Origin of the sequence: Streptantibioticus parmotrematis, from assembly GCF_019890615.1 — a bacterium.
GTDB lineage: Bacteria > Actinomycetota > Actinomycetes > Streptomycetales > Streptomycetaceae > Streptantibioticus_D > Streptantibioticus_D parmotrematis.
In genome coordinates, this window is record NZ_JAINVZ010000017.1 from 1 (window position 1) to 15,470 (window position 15,470).

A 15,470-nucleotide genomic window follows, 5' to 3' on the forward strand; every position below is an offset into this window, starting at 1 on the left:
GTAGCGGACCAGGGCCATGTTCGCCTCGATCAGGCAGTTGCGCACGTACTGGTACTCGTGCGTGCCCTCCTCCAGGACCTGGAGCCGGGCGAACATGGTCTTCGACATCGCCCGGATGTCCTTCACCGACGCGCCTGCGTCGAGGACCACCTCATCGAGGTGAGCAGGAACGGTCTCCTCCGCGGTGTCCGACGCGTGACCGATCATCGGGCTGAGCTGCGCCACCATGTCCCCTCCTAAGCCTGACCAGCGACAACGCCGAAACTGAGGCTCGCTTACCCCCGAAACCCGGCACTATGCGTGACGTGCGTCACAAACCGGAGTACGCGCGAACACACGCGTGCGAACACAAGGGTGGGACGGCTTCCAGGAGCCGTCCCACCCTGTGTTCGCGTATGCCCGCCGTGGGCTGTCCTACGGGCGCAGCGCGTCCTTGCCCTTTTCCTTCGCGGCGCGGGCGTCGCCCTTGGTCTGCTCGGCCTCGCCCTTGACCCGCATGCTCTCGTTGCCGACAGCCTCGCCGGCGGTCTTCTTGACCGCACCGGCGACCTGCTCGCCCTTGGCCTTGGCCTTCTGCTCCGCACTCATTCCGGGCCTCCTTGAAAAGGTCGGTTCGTCCTGCCGGACTTCCTCACCGGAGGGACCGTCGTCAAACCCGAAAATTCGAGGGAATGATCGCTGAAGGCGAGGGCACAGGTCGTCGTGGAGGTGATTGGACAATGGGTCCCTTGCTTTTGGTTCTGCTTCTCGCTCTGATTCTCTTCGGTGCGGGCTTCGCCCTCAAAATCCTGTGGTGGGTCGCGGTCGTCGTCCTGGTGGTGTGGCTGCTCGGCTTCCTGGTCCGCAGCGGTGAAGGCGCCGGCCGCAGTCGCTGGTACCGATGGTGACCTGACGTCAGCACGTCAGGCCGATGGCCGGGGCGACACTCCTTCCGGAGTGTCGCCCCGGCCATTCCCATGCGCGTGACGTTTTCGGGGAATTCCTCCGCACCTCCAAGACGGGACGGCGGGACCTGCCCACGGAAAGCGGCGATGCGAGAAGTTCATGGCTTCGACATCGCGAGCCCGGGTAGACACATGATTACGGCGGGGCGGACCGCCCACAAGGGATCTGCACCTCCAGCACGGCCCGTCCCGCCGCCGCACCTTCGATCCCCCTCTGACACAGTGGACGGCATGTACGAGGACGAGACGGTGCGGACAAGCAGCGCGATACGCGGAGACGACTTCGTACTGCGAGTGCAAGGCGAACTCGACGCCGACTCCTGCGAGCAGTTCGAGGAGGCGCTGCTGAAGGCCACCACAGCGTCCGGAGCACGTACCGTCGTCGACCTGTCCCAGATGACTTTCGCGGACTCCACCGTGCTCCACCTGCTCCTCGCCGCACGTCTTGCGCACCAGCGCGCCGAGCGGCCCTTCTTCCTGGCGGGCCCGTTCCAACTGCCGGTCGAACGGCTGCTGGAGGTCACCGGAACCCTCGGCTTCTTCCCCCTGTACGTTCTCGGTACCGCGGACGGCGTCTGAGCCCGGAGCGGGATCCGTTACCCCGGCCGGGACCCATTGCTCCGGTGTATAGGGCACGGACTCGGGCAGGCGCCGAAAAAGGACAAAGATCCGCGAGGGAGGGAAAGGGGATATCCGGCATGAGCGCTGCCGAGGAGATTCACCATGGCATCCTGCGGACCGTCGATGTGGGGGCGGTTCCGCGGACAGCCGGGGAGGCGCGCAGCCGGGTGAAGGTGGTTCTGGCACGCTACGGCACCGAGACCGGCCGCACCGTCTCCCTCCGCACGCACGCCGACGTACTGCTGGCCGTCTCGGAACTGGCCACCAACGCCATACGCCACGGCGAAGGACTGACCGCCTTCGACGCCGCCGTCGCCGACGACACCCTCCGCGTCGACATCACCGACGGCACTCCCCTGCTCCCGAAGACCGCGACCGACCAGGAACCCCTGGCGGGCAAGGGCGGACTGGGCTGGCCGATCATCCAGCAGCTCGCCGACCGGATCACCATCACCCCGACCGGGACCGGCAAGACCATCACCGTCCACTTCCCCCTCGAACTCACCCCGCCGCCCGCCACCTTGTGAACCGGCCGACAGCGGTGAACCGGTAGCCCCCGGGCTCCGCGACCCGCCGGGGCGCCGGAACAGCCCGCAGCGCGACCCCGCTGTGGTCATTCTCACGCAACCGTTCCCCTGCGACCGGCCGCCGTCGCGATGGCTTGAGAGCGGTTCAATCGCCGTCTTCGCGGTCCCGGTGGAGCCAAGGAGCCATGGCCCGTTGTGGCGCACGGTGGCCGAAACGCGGAGGCTCGGACCACCGATAAGCAGGAGTTTGAGCGGCAGTCAGAAGCGCGCGGGCGAAAGTCCTGGAACCCTGACGTTACCGTGATCATCTTCATGGCGAAGGCGAGCGGGGGCGGAGAGAGGTGAGGGCGGAATGCCGGATGCGATGCGCTTCGACGTGCTGGGAACAGTGCGGGCGTACCGGGCCGACGCCGAGCTGCGCGTCGGCCCGCCGCAGCGGCAGGCGATGCTGGCCGTCCTGCTCCTGCGGCCCGGTCACACCGCGTCGATGGCCCAGCTGATCGACGCGTTGTGGGGGGACGAGCCGCCGAACGCGGCGGTCACCACGATCCGCACCTACGCCTGGCAGGTACGCCGGTCCCTGGAGCCGGACCGGACGGCGCCGAGCGTGCTGGTGTCGGTGGGCGACGGCTACCGGCTCGCCGTCGCCTCGTCCGTGATCGACGCCTGGCGTGCGGAGTCCCTGATCGGGCAGGCCGCGCGGGAACGGGACGCGGGGCAGCCCGCCCGGGCCGGCCGCCTGCTCGGCGAAGCGCTCGGCCTGTGGCGCGGCGAGCCGCTGGCGGGCGTGCCCGGCCCCTTCGCCGAGCGGCAGCGCGACCGGCTGGAGGAGTTGCGGGTCGCCGCGCTGGAGGAGCACTTCGACCTCGATCTGGCCCTCGGCCGCCACCGTCTCGCCATTCCGGGCCTGACCGAACTCACCGCAGCGCACCCGCTGCGCGAGCGCCCCTACGGCCTGCTGATGCGGGCGCTGTACGGGGTGGGGCGACAGGCGGACGCGCTCGCGGTGTTCAACAGGGTGCGGCAGTTGCTCGCCGAGGAGCAGGGCATCGATCCCGGGCCGGAGCTGAGCGGTGTGCACCGGCGGATCCTGGAGGGCGATCCGGCGCTGACGGCCGCCGTCGCCGGGGAGGCGCGGGCCGCCGACCAGCGGGAGGAGCACCCGGCCGATCCCGGCCCTGATGCCGAGGCGCGGATTCCCGGCGGGCCGAGCGGTGAGATCCCGTCCTGTCCGCCGCCCGCCCAACTCCCGCCCGATACACCGGACTTCACCGGACGCGAGGCCCAGGTCGGCCAGTTGTGCCGGGTGCTGACCGCGTCCGGCCGGCTCGCGCCCGCCGTGGTGGCGGTGGCCGGGATGGGCGGGGTCGGCAAGACGTCCCTGGCGGTGCACATCGCACACCGGGTCCGTTCCGCGTACCCGGACGGGCAGCTCCACGCGGACCTGCGCGGAAGCGACAGCAATCCGGCGGACCCCGGCATCGTGCTGGCCGGGTTCCTCGCGGCGCTGGGGGTGTCCGCGCAGGCGGTGCCCGACGCGCTCGCCGATCGCTGCCGGATGTTCCGCACCCTGCTGGACGGCCGCCGGGTGCTGATCGTGCTGGACAACGCGCGGGACGCGACGCAGCTCGTCGACCTGATCCCGGGCTCGGCGAGCTGCGGGGTCATCGCCACCAGCAGGTCGCGGCTGTTCGGGCTGCCGCTGACCGCGCAGCTGAGCCTGGACCCCTTCCAGCCCGACGAGGCGCTCGCCCTGCTGGGCGCGGTCATCGGGCCTCGGCGTCTGGCGAGTCAGCGGTCCGACACCCTCGATCTGGTCGCCGCCTGCGGACATCTCCCGCTGGCCATCCGCATCGTGGCCACCAGACTCGCGGCCCGGCCCGGCTGGAGCATCGCGACGCTCACCGCGCGCCTGGCCGACGAGCAACGGCGCATCGGCGAACTGCGGGTCGGCGGCATGGCCATCGACGCCGTCTTCGAACTCGGCTACCGGCAGCTGACCTCGGCGCAGGCCCGGGCGTTCCGGCTGCTGGCCGTGGCGGGGGCGCCGGGGATCGGCCTCGTCGCGTCGGCGGCGCTGCTCGCCCTGGACGAGGAGACGACAGAGGAGTCGCTGGAGTCCCTCGTGGACGCCGCCATGCTGGAGTCGCCAGAACCGGGCCGGTACCGCTACCACGACCTGCTGCGGGTGTTCGCCCTGCAACACGGCGCCGGGGGCGAGCCCGACGAGGCCGCCCACGCCCTCGGGCGACTGCTGGACTTCCTGCTGACCACCGCGTGCAGCGCCTTCTCGCACGCCGTTCCCGGCGACCCGGTCGCCGACGCCCTGGGCCCTCTGCGGGCGCCGGGTCTGTCGTTCGCCGACGTGCACGCCGCGCGTTCGTGGGTCACCGGGGAGATCGACTCGGTCACGACGGTGGCCCTCGCCGCCGCGGGCCTGCCGCTGCGGACCGACGGCGAACACCTGCGGGTCGCCGTCGACCTGCTGATCGCGGTCAGCCCTTTCGCGCGCGACGTGCGGTACGGGCGGCTGGCACCGACCGCGCTCGCCCTGGCCCGTACCGCGGAGCTGCGCGGCGACCGGCGTACGGCGGGACGCGCCCGGTCGCTCTGCAGCACGATCGCGTTGCAGACCGCGCGGCCCGCCGACGCGGAGGAGCACGCCAGGCTGGCCATCGAGGCGTCCCGGGCCACCGGCGACACGGTCATTCTCCGGCAGGCGCTCAACGACCTGGGGCTGGCCGCGCAGTTCCTGCGCCGGTTCGACGAGGCGGTGGCCTGCTACGACGAGGCGATCGCGATCGCCCGGGCCCTGGGCCACCGCTCGGGCGAGGCGGCGACCACCATCAACGCGGCGCTGGCCCGGGTCCGCGACGGCCGGGCGGACGAGGCGATCACGGACTGCGAGGCGGCGCTGACCGTGCTGCGCGGCCTGGGTGACCTCTCGGGGGTGGCCTACGCGTTGTACGTGCTGGGTCTGGCGCTGCACGAGCAGGGGCGGTACGACGACGCGGTCGCGCGGTACACCGAGTGCCTGGACGTGTGCCGGTCGGCGGGGCTGCGGGACCGGGAGACGCACGCGCTGTACCGGCTCGCCGAGACGCTGCGCAGGATGGGGCGGTGCGAGGAGGCGGCCCGGCACGCCGGGGCGGCCGTCGCCCGGTGCGAGGAGATGGGCGCTGAACGCGACCTGGCGCACGCCCTGACCGTGCTCGGGCAGGCCCGGAGCGACCTGGGCCGAGCCGGGGAGGCGCGCGTCCAACTCGACCGCGCGCTGGGGATCTTCACGCGGCTGGGCCTGCCCGACGCGGCCGACGTCTCCCGGCTGCTCGCCCTGATCCCCCAGGGCGCGGCCTCCGACGGCTGAGGGGACCGGTCCTTCCGCGGCCCGGGCGGGCGCGGGGACGGGAACGGACGGGCGCCGCACGGCGGATCAGCTCTTCGGGTTGCAGGTCTCGCAGCTCGACCCGGTGCTGTTCCACAGCTGCTGGCCGTAGACGCCGACAGCCCGCTCGACCCGGGCGGTGTGGCCGCCGGGGGCGGGGGCCGCGAGCGCCGCGACGGCGGACCCCGGCAAGGCGGCCAGTACGGCGATCAGTCCGAACACCGCGGCCCCACCGCGGACGAGCGTCGCTGCGTCGGTCTTCCTCGAAGTCACGGCGGGAGCCTCCTACTGTGGCGCGTTGGTGCTGATGTGTGGTTCACCCTGCCGCATGCCGATCAACGGGCGATCAACGCCCTGGTGGGAGGGGCGTTACGGGCGGTGTGCCACGCCCTTCTTGGCGCCCGCGTGATGCCCACCGGGTCGGCGCGGCAACCCCGAGTGCGTTGATCGGCAATAGATTTCACGCCTATCGCGCCGCTCTAGCGTCATTCCTGTCGCCCCGGCCGGTGAGCCGGAGGCGGATTCCCGTGCCATTGCGGCAGGCCATTCCGGCAGGCCCGTTCCGGCAGCCGATTCCGACAGGAGAAAGGAGGCGTCCTCGTGACGACGTCCACTTCGGGCACGCGGACCGCGGTCGAATCCTTCCCCATGGGAGCGGCCTTCGCCTCGGTGCGAGTGGATTCGGAGATTTCCGGGGTCCACGCCGAAACGCGCGAGCGGTGCAGCCCGCTGTTCTCGTTCGACGACTTTCCGCACGAGCCCCGGGTGACCGTGCGCGTCTCGCGCACCGAGCGCCTGGAGGTCCCCGCCGACACCTGGCGGCACCGCGACGAGACGCCGGTGCTGGACCTGGACGCGAGCCGCTTCCTGGTCGCGGAGTTCGGCAGCCGGTACGCGCTGCTGGAACCGGGTGACGGGGACGCGGCGCCGATGGCCGTCCTCGGCGAACGCGGCGGACGCCACGTCGAGATCCAGGTGACGGAGGACTCCCCCGCCGCACGGCGTGCGGTGGCGCGCCACCTGCGGTTCCTCATGGGCGCCCAGCTCACGTCGGCCGGGCTGCCGGCGCTGCACGGGTCCGCGGTGGCGGCGGACGGCCGCGCGGTCATGGTGCTCGGCAGCCGCGGCTCCGGAAAGTCCTCGCTGATGCTTCTGGCGACGACGCTGCTCGGGTGGCGGTTCGTCTCGGACGACGTCATCCTGCCGTACCGCGATCCGGCGAGCGGCGAGCCGCGCGTCATCGGGCTCCCGAAGCGCATCGGGGTCAGCGTGGCCGCCCTCGACGGCCACCGGGCGCGGGAGCGTTTCGAGCAGACCCCGCTGCGGGGGCACGGCGGCGCCCCCGGCCGCCTCGACCTCGACCCGGCCCGGCCGTGGGGCGCGGAGCACCGGGTGCGGCTCCACTGCGACCTCGGCGAGTTCCTGGCCATCACCGGTGCGCAGGCGGCCTCCGACGCCCGTCCGGCCGGGGTCGTGCTGCCGGTCGCCCGGCACGAGGAACGCGGCTGGCGGATCGAGCGGCTGGCACCGGGCGAGACCGGCTGGCTGACCGAACACCGGGCGCGCACCCGCCAGTTGAAGTACGTGACGGACTTCCTGGGGCTGCTGCCGCAGGATCGCCCGGCAGGCGTCGCCGACGTCCTGCCCGCGCTGCGCGCCCTGCCTGTCGTGCGCGTCGTCTACGGAGCGGACGTCAACCGTGACTTCGCCCGCTTCTGGGGCGAGGTGACCGCGGCGCTCGGCTGCGCCGAGCCGCTGCCCGAGCCGAGCGGGAGGCCGGTGTGAACGCGATCCCGCCGGCCGGCGGATTCGCCCTCGCGGTCGAGGTGTCGGGGCTGAGCCGCACCTTCACGCCCGGGCGCGGTGTGCGCCGCAAGCGGGCGGACGTGCTCGCGCTGGACGGCGTCGACCTGACGGTGCCGCGCGGCGAGGTGCACGGCCTGCTCGGCCCCAACGGGGCGGGCAAGACGACGCTGTGCAAGATCCTCTCGACGATCCTGCTGCCGACCTCGGGGACGGTGCGGGTCTGCGGGCTCGACGTGGTCACCGACGTGCGGGGGGTCCGTGCGCGGATCGGCATCGTCTTCGGCGGCGACCGCGGCCTCTACACACGACTGACGGCACGTCAGAATCTGTCGTTCTGGGCCGCGTTGAGCGGCCTGTCGGGACGCGGCAGCGCCGCGCGGGTGGACGCCGTGCTGGACCGGGTCGGGCTGCGGGACCGCGCCGACGACCGCGTGGAGGAGTACTCCCGCGGCATGAAGCAGCGGCTGCACCTGGCCCGGGCCCTGGTCCACGAGCCGACACTGCTGCTGCTGGACGAGCCCACCACCGGCATGGACCCGGTGGCGGCGCGGGACTTCCGCACCCTGGTCGGGGAGGTCAGCGGCAGCGGGTGCACCGTGCTGCTGACCACCCACGACATGGACGAGGCCGAAGCGCTCTGCTCCCGCGTCACGCTCATCGACAACGGGCGGATCCTGACCACCGACCGCCCCCAGGCGCTCGGCGAGTGGATCAGCCGCTACGAGCGGGTCGAGGCGGAGGGCGTGCCGTCCGCCGTCGCCGACCGGCTGGAGGAACTGGAAGGGGTGGGATCGCTCCAACGCTCCCCCGGCGGCCGGATACGCGTGCAGACCACCGCCCAGGGCGCGAGCGCCGTCGTCATACGGACCCTGCTGGACGCGGGCGTCACCACGATGAGCGTCAACCGCCCCACCCTGGAAGAGGTCTACCTGCACGTCATCGGCGACCGCGGCATGGCGGTGGGCCGATGACCCCTCGAACCCCCGGGCCGGTGCTGCGGCGTACCGCCGTGACCGTCACGGCCGCCGCCCGGCTCCAGTGGGCGCTGATCAGGCGGTCACCCGGCGACGTCCAAGTCCTGGTCACCATCCCCCTGCTGGCGATCGTCTTCCTCGCCATGGCGGACCCCTCCCAGCACCCGCAGACGGCCGCCAGGGCCGCGCTCGCACCCCCGCTCATCGGCCTGTGGAGCATGGCGCTGGTGGTGGCCGGGGAGATGATCAGCCAGGACCGGGCATGGGGAACGCTGGAGCCGGTGATCGCTGCGCCCGCCGGACTGGTGCTCGTGGTCTTCGGCCGGATCGCCGCGGTCGTGGTCACCGGGCTCGCCGCCTTCGCCGAGACCTGGCTGGTGGCGAAAGTGCTGTTCGGCCTGACCATCACCGTGGCGCACCCCGGATGGTTCGCGCTCACCCTGGCGGCCAGCGTGGTGGCGATGGCCGGGACGGCGTCGGTGATGTCGGCGGTGTTCGTGCTGGCGCGCTCGGCCCGCACGTACCAGAACACCCTGAGCTATCCGTTCTACCTGCTCGGCGGGGTCGTGCTGCCGGCGAGCCAACTACCCGAGTGGCTGCGTCCGTTGACCCGGGTGGTGTTCCTGTCCTGGGCGTCCGATCTGCTGCGCGACTCGCTGCGGGACGCGCCGGTGCCGGACGCCTGGCAGCGGGTGGCGGTCATCCTCGGACTGGGCCTGATCGGCTCCGCGGCCGGGGCGTGGCTGCTGCACCGGGTGACGATCCGGGTCCGCCGTCTGGGAACGCTGGGGCGGGCATGAAGCGGATCGCGTACATCCTGCGCATCGTGCGCCACAGCGCCGCCAACGGCGCGGCGGACTTCCGGGCCACGTACACGTGGAAGAGCTGGACGTTCGGCTGGCTGGCCCGGATGCTCACCCAGGTCGTGTTCTTCGTGGTGGCGGGACGCGCGCTCGGCGCGACCCACACCCAGCACCAGCTGCTGGTCTCCAACGCGGTCACGGCCTGCGTGATCGAGACGATGGCCGTGGTGAGCACCAGCGCCCGCGAGCGGCGCGACGGCACCCTGCCGCTGCTGGTCGCCGCGCCGCCCAGCATGATCTGGGTCTTCTTCGGACGCGGCACGCAGCACGTGGTCAGCGGCACGCTGACGTCGGTGGTGGCGCTGCTGGCGCTGGGGCCGCTGTACGGGGTGAGCTGGTCGTGGTCGTCCGCGCTGCTCGCGGTGCCGGCGGTGATCCTGACGGCGCTGGCCAACTACTGCCTGGGGCTCGCGCTTTCGGGCCTCGTGCTCTCGCACACCAGCCTGCGCGGAGTGGCTGCCAACGCCGGGTACATCGCGATGATGGCCGTCTGCGGGGTCCAGGTGCCGGTCGCGTTCTGGCCGCTTCCGGTCCAAGTCGTCGCGTACGGGCTGCCGTTGACGTACGGGATCCGCGCCGTGCAGGCGCTGTCCGCGGGGCAGTCCGTCGCCACGGCGGCCGCCTGGGCCTGCGGGACCGTGCTCGCCGGGTGCCTGTGGTTCCTGCTCGCGGCGGCGGCCTTCCGCCGGGTCGGCGAACGCGGGCGCCGCAGCGGATCGATCGAGTTCTCCATATGAGGGCCCCGAGGCGGCGCACCGGGCGCCACCGGACGCCTTCGAAGACTTCCCGCCCGCGTGGGCCGGAGCGCTCCGGCCCACGCCCCGAGGACCGGTCCGGCGCGGCCGTGTCCGTCAGCCCCCAGGGCGACGGCGCGGCCTCGACCGGGTCGAGGTGACGGCCCATCAGATGAGAGGAGGTGTCCCATGACCCGCAACCACGTGGCGCTGATGCGCCCGCGCCTGCAGAAGCTCGTCGTCAAGGACGGGGAGTGAGTCACAGCCGCCGTGGAGTCCCCAGGGCTCCACGGCGGCCCCCAGCCGGCCGGCGCCGACGGGAACGGCCGCCGGTACACGAGAACGAGGAGCGCCCATGTCGTCCCCGATGACCGTCCACCAGCTCGACGACCGCCTCACGGTCGTGTGCGACACCGACCCGCGGCTGCGGACGACGACGTGGTGCCTGCGCACCGGATTCGGCGCCCGGCACGATCCGGTCGGCAAGGGCGGCATCGCACACCTGCTGGAACACTTGCTGATGTCGGTCCCGGTGGACGGCGGCCCCGGCCTGAGCGAGCGGGTGGAGGCGACGGGCGGCTCCTGCAACGCGATGACCGGGCCGGACTTCCTGCTGGTGCACGCCAGGACCCGATCCGAGGACGCCCACCGGGTGCTGGGCTGGCTGGCCGAGGCCGCGGTCGCACCCGACCTGACCAAGGACCGGCTCGACGCCGAACGCGAAGTGGTGCTGCGGGAGTTGGCGACCGCCGCCGCCGACCCGAGCGACGCGGTGCGCGAGGCGGTCTACACCGAGCTGTTCCCGGAGCACCCGCTCGGCCGGGTCGTCGGCGGCACGCCCGAGGAGCTGGCCGGGGTGACCGTCGCCGACGTCCTCGACACGCATGCCGAGCGGTTCCTCGCCTCCCGCCACCTGCTGATCTGCGTGGGACCGCAGGCGATGGACGAGATCCTGCCCGCCGTCCGCGCCACCCCGCTGGGTGCCCTGCCGCCCGCCCGCACCGCCCCCGACGGGCCACGCGTGGCGCCGTCGCTGCCCGTCGTACGCCGCGACCGGCCGGCATGGCCGCGGGACGAGTTCTGCTGGCTCGTCCTGTGCGCACGCGCCGCGCCCCGCGACAGCGAACTGCGGGCGGCGGAGAAGGTGCTGGCACAGCTGATGGGCGGTAGCCCGGCGTCCCTCGCCTACCAGCGGCTGCGCAACGAACGCGGGCTGGCCTACCTCTTCCACGCCCAGCAACGCGGCTACGCCGAGTCGGGCGTCTGGTACATGATCGTCGGCGTCGAGGCCGAACGCGGCCCGGCCACGCTGGAGGTGGCCCGCGAACTCCTCGCCGAGCTGGCCGGACGCGGCCCCGGCGAGGCCGCGCTCGACGCCGCGCGGACCCAGGCGGGGATGTCGCTGGTGTTCGCCGCCGAGCAGCCGCAGGACCGGGTGCTGCAACTCGCCGCCCACGTCGCACCCACAGGCGAGGGCCCACCTTGGTCGCTGGAGCGGGAGTTGGAACTGCTGCACCAGGTCACCGCGCGGGACGTGCGGGACGCGGCAGCGCGGATGCTCGACGGCCTCCACGTCATCGTGCGCCCGGAGGCGTCATGAACAGCCCGTCGTCCGCACGGACTTCACGTAACGCGTCGACGTCGAAGACGTCAGGGACTTCGGAGACGTCAGGGACTTCAGGGACTTCACAAGCCTCAAGCGCCTCGCAGGGCGAGCCGGTCAGCGAGGCGTTCCTGCGCGGCGCGCGCGCCGCCGGGCTGCTGACCGCCTCGGTGCTCGGCGACTGCGTGGCCGACCTGACCGAGGAGCCCTTCACCGGGGAACGCCAACTGCTCGTCGAATACGCCTCGCCGCGCCTGCTCGCCGACGCCCCGGCCTTCGCCAGGACGGTACGCGCCCTCGTCGCCGACCGCGGGCTGCCGGTCGACCGCGTCGTGGTGCGCGTCCCGGGCGGCCTGACGATGCCCGAACCGTGGGCTCCGTACCTCACGTACCTGCGGTGGACGGGCGAGGGCGACGCGGCCGCCGGGCAGGAGGCCGGGACCGACGGCGTGACCATCGCCACCGCGGGCGAGGCGGACGACCCGGTGGTCGTGGGATGGCTCGTCCGCGCCTTCCGCGCGGCCGGGACGGCGCGCGGCTCCGCCGTCGACGAGGGCGCGGCGCTCGACCAGGCCCGCGCGGTGCTCGACCAGCCCGACAGGGTGACGCTGATGGCCTGGTCCGAGGGGCGACCGGTCGGACACGCCACGCTGCTCACGGAGGCCGTGGACGACGTGAGCGGGCTGCGCTTCGTGGAGCTGCTCGACGTCCTGGTGGAGCCCTCCGACCGTGCGCGCGCCGTCTCGGCCCGGCTCGTGGCCGCCGCGACGTCGGTGGCGACACGGGAGGGCCACACGCTGGTCGGGAACGTCGTGCACGGACTGCCGCCGGACCCGCGGTCGGCCCAGGTGGTCGCCGGGCTGGAGGCGCACGGCTGGCGTACGAGCCATCGCTACTGGTCGGCGCCCCAAGGCGACGAAGGAAGCCGGACATGACCGACGCTCCCGCCGGGCCCTTCCCCGGCGCCGTCACCCCGGCCGCGCGACGCACCGGCTCGACGGACGCCGCTGGTGCGGACGGCTCGTTCCGGCCGACGTCGGGCCTGCTGCTGCGGCTGCTGGGCGGCAACGAGGACGAGACGCCGCGCGCGGTGCTGAGACGGCTGAGATCGCGTGCGTGGACGATGCCGCCGCTGCTGTTGTCGCTGCTCGCCCGCGAGGGCGTCCCGCTCGGTTCCGGCTCGGCGGACGAACTGCGCCGCGCCCGGGAGCGGGCCGCCGTGTACGACGCGGTCCTCGCCTCGGTGACCGGGACCGGCGTACGGCCGCTCAAGGGCCCGTCGCTGGCCCGCTGGTACCCCGCCGACATGGTGCGCCCGGTCGGCGACCTCGATCTCGTGGCCCCCGACGAGCCCGCCCTGTGGGACGTGGTGCGCAGGCTGCTGCGCGAACACCCGTTGGAGCACGTGGAGTTGGCCACCCTGTGGGCGCAGGGCACGGACCACCTGATCGTCGGCGTCTACTGGCCGTCCGCCGATCCGCTGCTCGACCGGGGCCTGAACGTCGAGGTCTCCACGTTCGGCTACGCGGGCGACGGGAGTGCCGTGCCACTGCGGGCGGGACTGCCGGGGGACCAGACGGCAGCGGACCTGCTGGCGCTCGCGGAGGAGCGGTTCCAACGGGAGTTCGCGGTCAAGGACCTGCTGGACGTCGCCCTCGTGCTCACCTCGGCCGAGGCTCCCGACCTCGCGGACCTGGTGGTCACGGCAGCCGAGTACCGACTCGCCCCGGAACTGGGCGAGTTGACGGACCGCACCGCCGACGTCCTGGGGCTGCCCGCGCTGCTGCCCGAGCGCGTTCGCACGGCACTCGCCGACGCCGCGGCGTGGGAGCGCGACCGGCGCACCAGGCACAGCGCACAACAGCCTGAGACGGGTGAGGTCGACGGGCTGTCGGTCATGCAGCGTCTCGACGCGGGGCTCCCCCTCCACGGGCTTCCCCTCGGCGACCTCGGTGTGCGCCCATGGCCGGTCTCCCGGTACGAGCGCTTCGGCGACGAACTCGTGCTGCGCACACCCATAGGCGACTTCCTGCTCGTCGGCAGCGAACCGGTGGACCCGCGGCGGCCCGCGGCCGTGTCGGCCGCGCTGCGCCGGAAGGACACCGCATGTGAGAAGGAGAGGAGCGGCGAATGAAGCTCGCGCTCATCACGGATGAGGTCGGCCAGGACGTCGAGGAGGCGATCAGGCTCGGTCTCGACTTCGGCATCCGGCACTTCGCGATCAGGTCCGCGTGGGGCCTGAACGTGGCGGAGTTCGAAGACGCCCACCTGGAGCGCCTGGAAGCGCTCCTGGAGACCTACGACGTCGGCGTCTCCAGTGTGCTGTCCCCGCTGTTCAAATGCCATCTGCCCGGCGGGCCCGACCGGCCGCACCACGACCCGCACTTCGTGGGCTTCTCCCGCGACCCGCGCGACCACCTCGACCGGGTGGGGGCGCTCGCCGCCACCGCCGGCAGGCTCCGGGCGCCTGTGCTGCGCCTGTTCTCGTTCCTCCTCCCCGACCTCCCCGACCTGCCTGGCCTCCCCGGCCTCCCCGACGGCATCTCCGCTCCCGGCCGCCTGCCCGAGGCCGCGTACGCCGAGCTCGCGCGGATTCCGGGCGCGATGCCGCCGGGCACGGTGGCCGCCATGGAGAACGAGCACGTGTGCCACATCCGGACGCTGCCCGAGTTGCAGGACTTCCTCGGTGAACGCGGTGAGGGGTTCGGCGCGGCCCTCGACCTGTCCAACCACCACCTCGCGGGCGGTTCCGTCGATCCCACGGCGATGACCCCGCACCTCGTGGCGCGCGCGGTCGACCTGCACGTCAAGGACCGCCGCGACGGACGCTACGTGCCGGTGGGGCAGGGCACGTTCGACTGGTCCGGCATCCTGCGCCGCGTGCGGGACCTGGGCTACGACGGGTTCGTCACGCTCGAATCCCATCTGCGCGGCGACGAGGAGGGCGTGCGCGCCTCCCTCACCGCATTGCGCAAGGTCGTGACCGCGTGACCTCCACGAGGCTCGACGCCGCCCGAAAAGGCACGCCACGAGAACAACTCGACCTCGTGCGCGAGTTGGCCGCCGCCCACAGCAACTGGGGCCGGTGGGGCGCGGACGACGAGTTGGGCACGCTCAACCTGGCCGACGCACGAGCGGTCGGCCGGGGCGCGGCGAGCGTGCTGGACGGCAGGGTCTTCTCGCTCGCGCTCCCGCTCGGCCAGGACGGCCCGCAGAACGGCACGTTGGGCCGCTTCAACCCCGTCCACCTCATGCTGCGCGACGGCGGCGACGTGGTGACCGGCGCGATGGTCGACGACTTCTACGACGGCCGGGACCGCCACATGCGCGGCACCGACGGCCTGGTGATCCTGCCGTTGCAGGCCGGAACGCACTGGGACGCGCTCAGCCATGTGATGTTCGAGGGCCGGATGTACAACGACCGCCCCGCGGCCGAGGTCAGCAGTCGTGGCGCACGCCGCAACGCCATCAGCCGGGCCGCCGCGCACGTCGTCACCCGCGGCGTCCTGCTGGACCTCCCCCGGCACCTGAACGACGGCCGGCCGCTCGCCCCCGGCCGGTCCGTCGGGGCCGACGAACTCCGCTCCTGCGCCCGGGCACAGGGGTGCGAGGTCGAGGAAGGCGACGCGCTGCTGATCAGGACCGGCCACCTCCAGCGCTACCGGAGCGCCGGGGCGTGGTCGGACTACGTGGCGGGACCCGCGCCCGGCCTGAGCCTCGACAGCGCCCACTGGCTGGCCGAGCGCGGTGTGGCGGCGGTGGCCGTCGACACCTGGGCGGCGGAGGTGCTGCCCAACGAGACGCCCGCGGTCATGCAGCCCCTGCACATCGTGCTGGTGTGGTCGATGGGGCTGCTGCTGGGCGAGATGTTCGCGCTGGACGAACTGGCCGAGGACTGCGCCCGCGACGGGCGCTACACCTTCCTGTTCAGCGCTCCCCCGCTGCCGTTCGACGGCGGTGTGGCCTCGCCCGTCAACCCGGTCGCGGTCAAGTGACGTACGAGAGGAACGAGC

Annotated in this window: 15 protein-coding genes and 1 pseudogene; 13 read left to right on the top strand and 3 right to left on the bottom strand. The window is 72.9% G+C overall.

Annotated elements, in window-relative coordinates:
• Positions 1-207: pseudogene (locus K7472_RS32890) on the bottom strand (RNA polymerase sigma factor SigF); the annotation flags it as partial.
• 207 nt (positions 208-414) lie between these two features.
• Complete coding sequence (locus tag K7472_RS22155; RefSeq protein WP_222980276.1) at positions 415-588, bottom strand: CsbD family protein; 174 nt, start codon at positions 586-588, stop codon at positions 415-417.
• 131 nt (positions 589-719) lie between these two features.
• On the opposite strand from K7472_RS22155, the gene K7472_RS22160 reads away from it, so the two are divergent.
• From K7472_RS22160 to K7472_RS22175, 4 genes are all read left to right on the top strand, one after another.
• Positions 720-887 carry a hydrophobic protein gene (locus K7472_RS22160; RefSeq protein ID WP_222980401.1) on the top strand — a complete coding sequence of 56 codons (168 nt, stop codon included), beginning with the start codon at positions 720-722 and terminating at the stop codon, positions 885-887.
• Positions 888-1,175: 288 nt separating this feature from the next.
• Positions 1,176-1,523 carry an STAS domain-containing protein gene (locus K7472_RS22165; RefSeq protein WP_222980277.1) on the top strand — a complete coding sequence of 116 codons (348 nt, stop codon included), beginning with the start codon at positions 1,176-1,178 and terminating at the stop codon, positions 1,521-1,523.
• Between the two features lie 119 nt (positions 1,524-1,642).
• Positions 1,643-2,092, top strand: coding sequence for an ATP-binding protein (locus K7472_RS22170; RefSeq protein WP_222980278.1), 450 nt, complete (start codon positions 1,643-1,645; stop codon positions 2,090-2,092).
• Positions 2,093-2,444: 352 nt separating this feature from the next.
• Complete coding sequence (locus K7472_RS22175) at positions 2,445-5,459, top strand: AfsR/SARP family transcriptional regulator (RefSeq protein WP_252396053.1); 3,015 nt, start codon at positions 2,445-2,447, stop codon at positions 5,457-5,459.
• 66 nt (positions 5,460-5,525) lie between these two features.
• Here K7472_RS22175 and K7472_RS22180 read toward each other — a convergent pair whose 3' ends face one another.
• Entirely contained in the window at positions 5,526-5,750 is a 225-nt protein-coding gene (locus tag K7472_RS22180) for a hypothetical protein (RefSeq protein ID WP_222980279.1), read from the bottom strand.
• A 327-nt stretch (positions 5,751-6,077) separates the two neighbouring features.
• On the opposite strand from K7472_RS22180, the gene K7472_RS22185 reads away from it, so the two are divergent.
• From K7472_RS22185 to K7472_RS22225, 9 genes are all read left to right on the top strand, one after another.
• Positions 6,078-7,262, top strand: a complete 1,185-nt coding sequence (locus K7472_RS22185; protein WP_222980280.1) for a hypothetical protein — start codon at positions 6,078-6,080, stop codon at positions 7,260-7,262.
• Positions 7,259-8,254 (top strand): ABC transporter ATP-binding protein, encoded by a 996-nt coding sequence (locus tag K7472_RS22190; protein ID WP_308014029.1) that lies wholly within the window; start codon positions 7,259-7,261, stop codon positions 8,252-8,254. Before K7472_RS22185 ends, K7472_RS22190 begins: the two co-directional genes overlap by 4 nt.
• Entirely contained in the window at positions 8,251-9,057 is an 807-nt protein-coding gene (locus tag K7472_RS22195) for an ABC transporter permease (protein ID WP_222980281.1), read from the top strand. The genes K7472_RS22190 and K7472_RS22195 overlap by 4 nt, the downstream gene beginning before the upstream one ends.
• On the top strand, positions 9,054-9,857 hold the full coding sequence (locus K7472_RS22200; RefSeq protein ID WP_222980282.1) for an ABC transporter permease: 804 nt from the start codon (positions 9,054-9,056) through the stop codon (positions 9,855-9,857). The genes K7472_RS22195 and K7472_RS22200 overlap by 4 nt, the downstream gene beginning before the upstream one ends.
• Before the next feature lie 352 nt (positions 9,858-10,209).
• Positions 10,210-11,454: a M16 family metallopeptidase gene (locus K7472_RS22205; protein ID WP_222980283.1), complete on the top strand. Its 1,245-nt coding sequence runs from the start codon at positions 10,210-10,212 to the stop codon at positions 11,452-11,454.
• On the top strand, positions 11,451-12,392 hold the full coding sequence (locus K7472_RS22210; RefSeq protein WP_222980284.1) for a GNAT family N-acetyltransferase: 942 nt from the start codon (positions 11,451-11,453) through the stop codon (positions 12,390-12,392). The genes K7472_RS22205 and K7472_RS22210 overlap by 4 nt, the downstream gene beginning before the upstream one ends.
• Positions 12,389-13,591: a nucleotidyltransferase family protein gene (locus K7472_RS22215; RefSeq protein ID WP_222980285.1), complete on the top strand. Its 1,203-nt coding sequence runs from the start codon at positions 12,389-12,391 to the stop codon at positions 13,589-13,591. The genes K7472_RS22210 and K7472_RS22215 overlap by 4 nt, the downstream gene beginning before the upstream one ends.
• On the top strand, positions 13,588-14,448 hold the full coding sequence (locus K7472_RS22220) for a sugar phosphate isomerase/epimerase family protein (protein WP_222980286.1): 861 nt from the start codon (positions 13,588-13,590) through the stop codon (positions 14,446-14,448). The genes K7472_RS22215 and K7472_RS22220 overlap by 4 nt, the downstream gene beginning before the upstream one ends.
• The gene (locus K7472_RS22225; RefSeq protein ID WP_222980287.1) at positions 14,445-15,452 is read left to right on the top strand and encodes a cyclase family protein; all 1,008 of its coding nucleotides are present in this window, start codon (positions 14,445-14,447) and stop codon (positions 15,450-15,452) included. Before K7472_RS22220 ends, K7472_RS22225 begins: the two co-directional genes overlap by 4 nt.
• Positions 15,453-15,470: the final 18 nt, after the last annotated feature.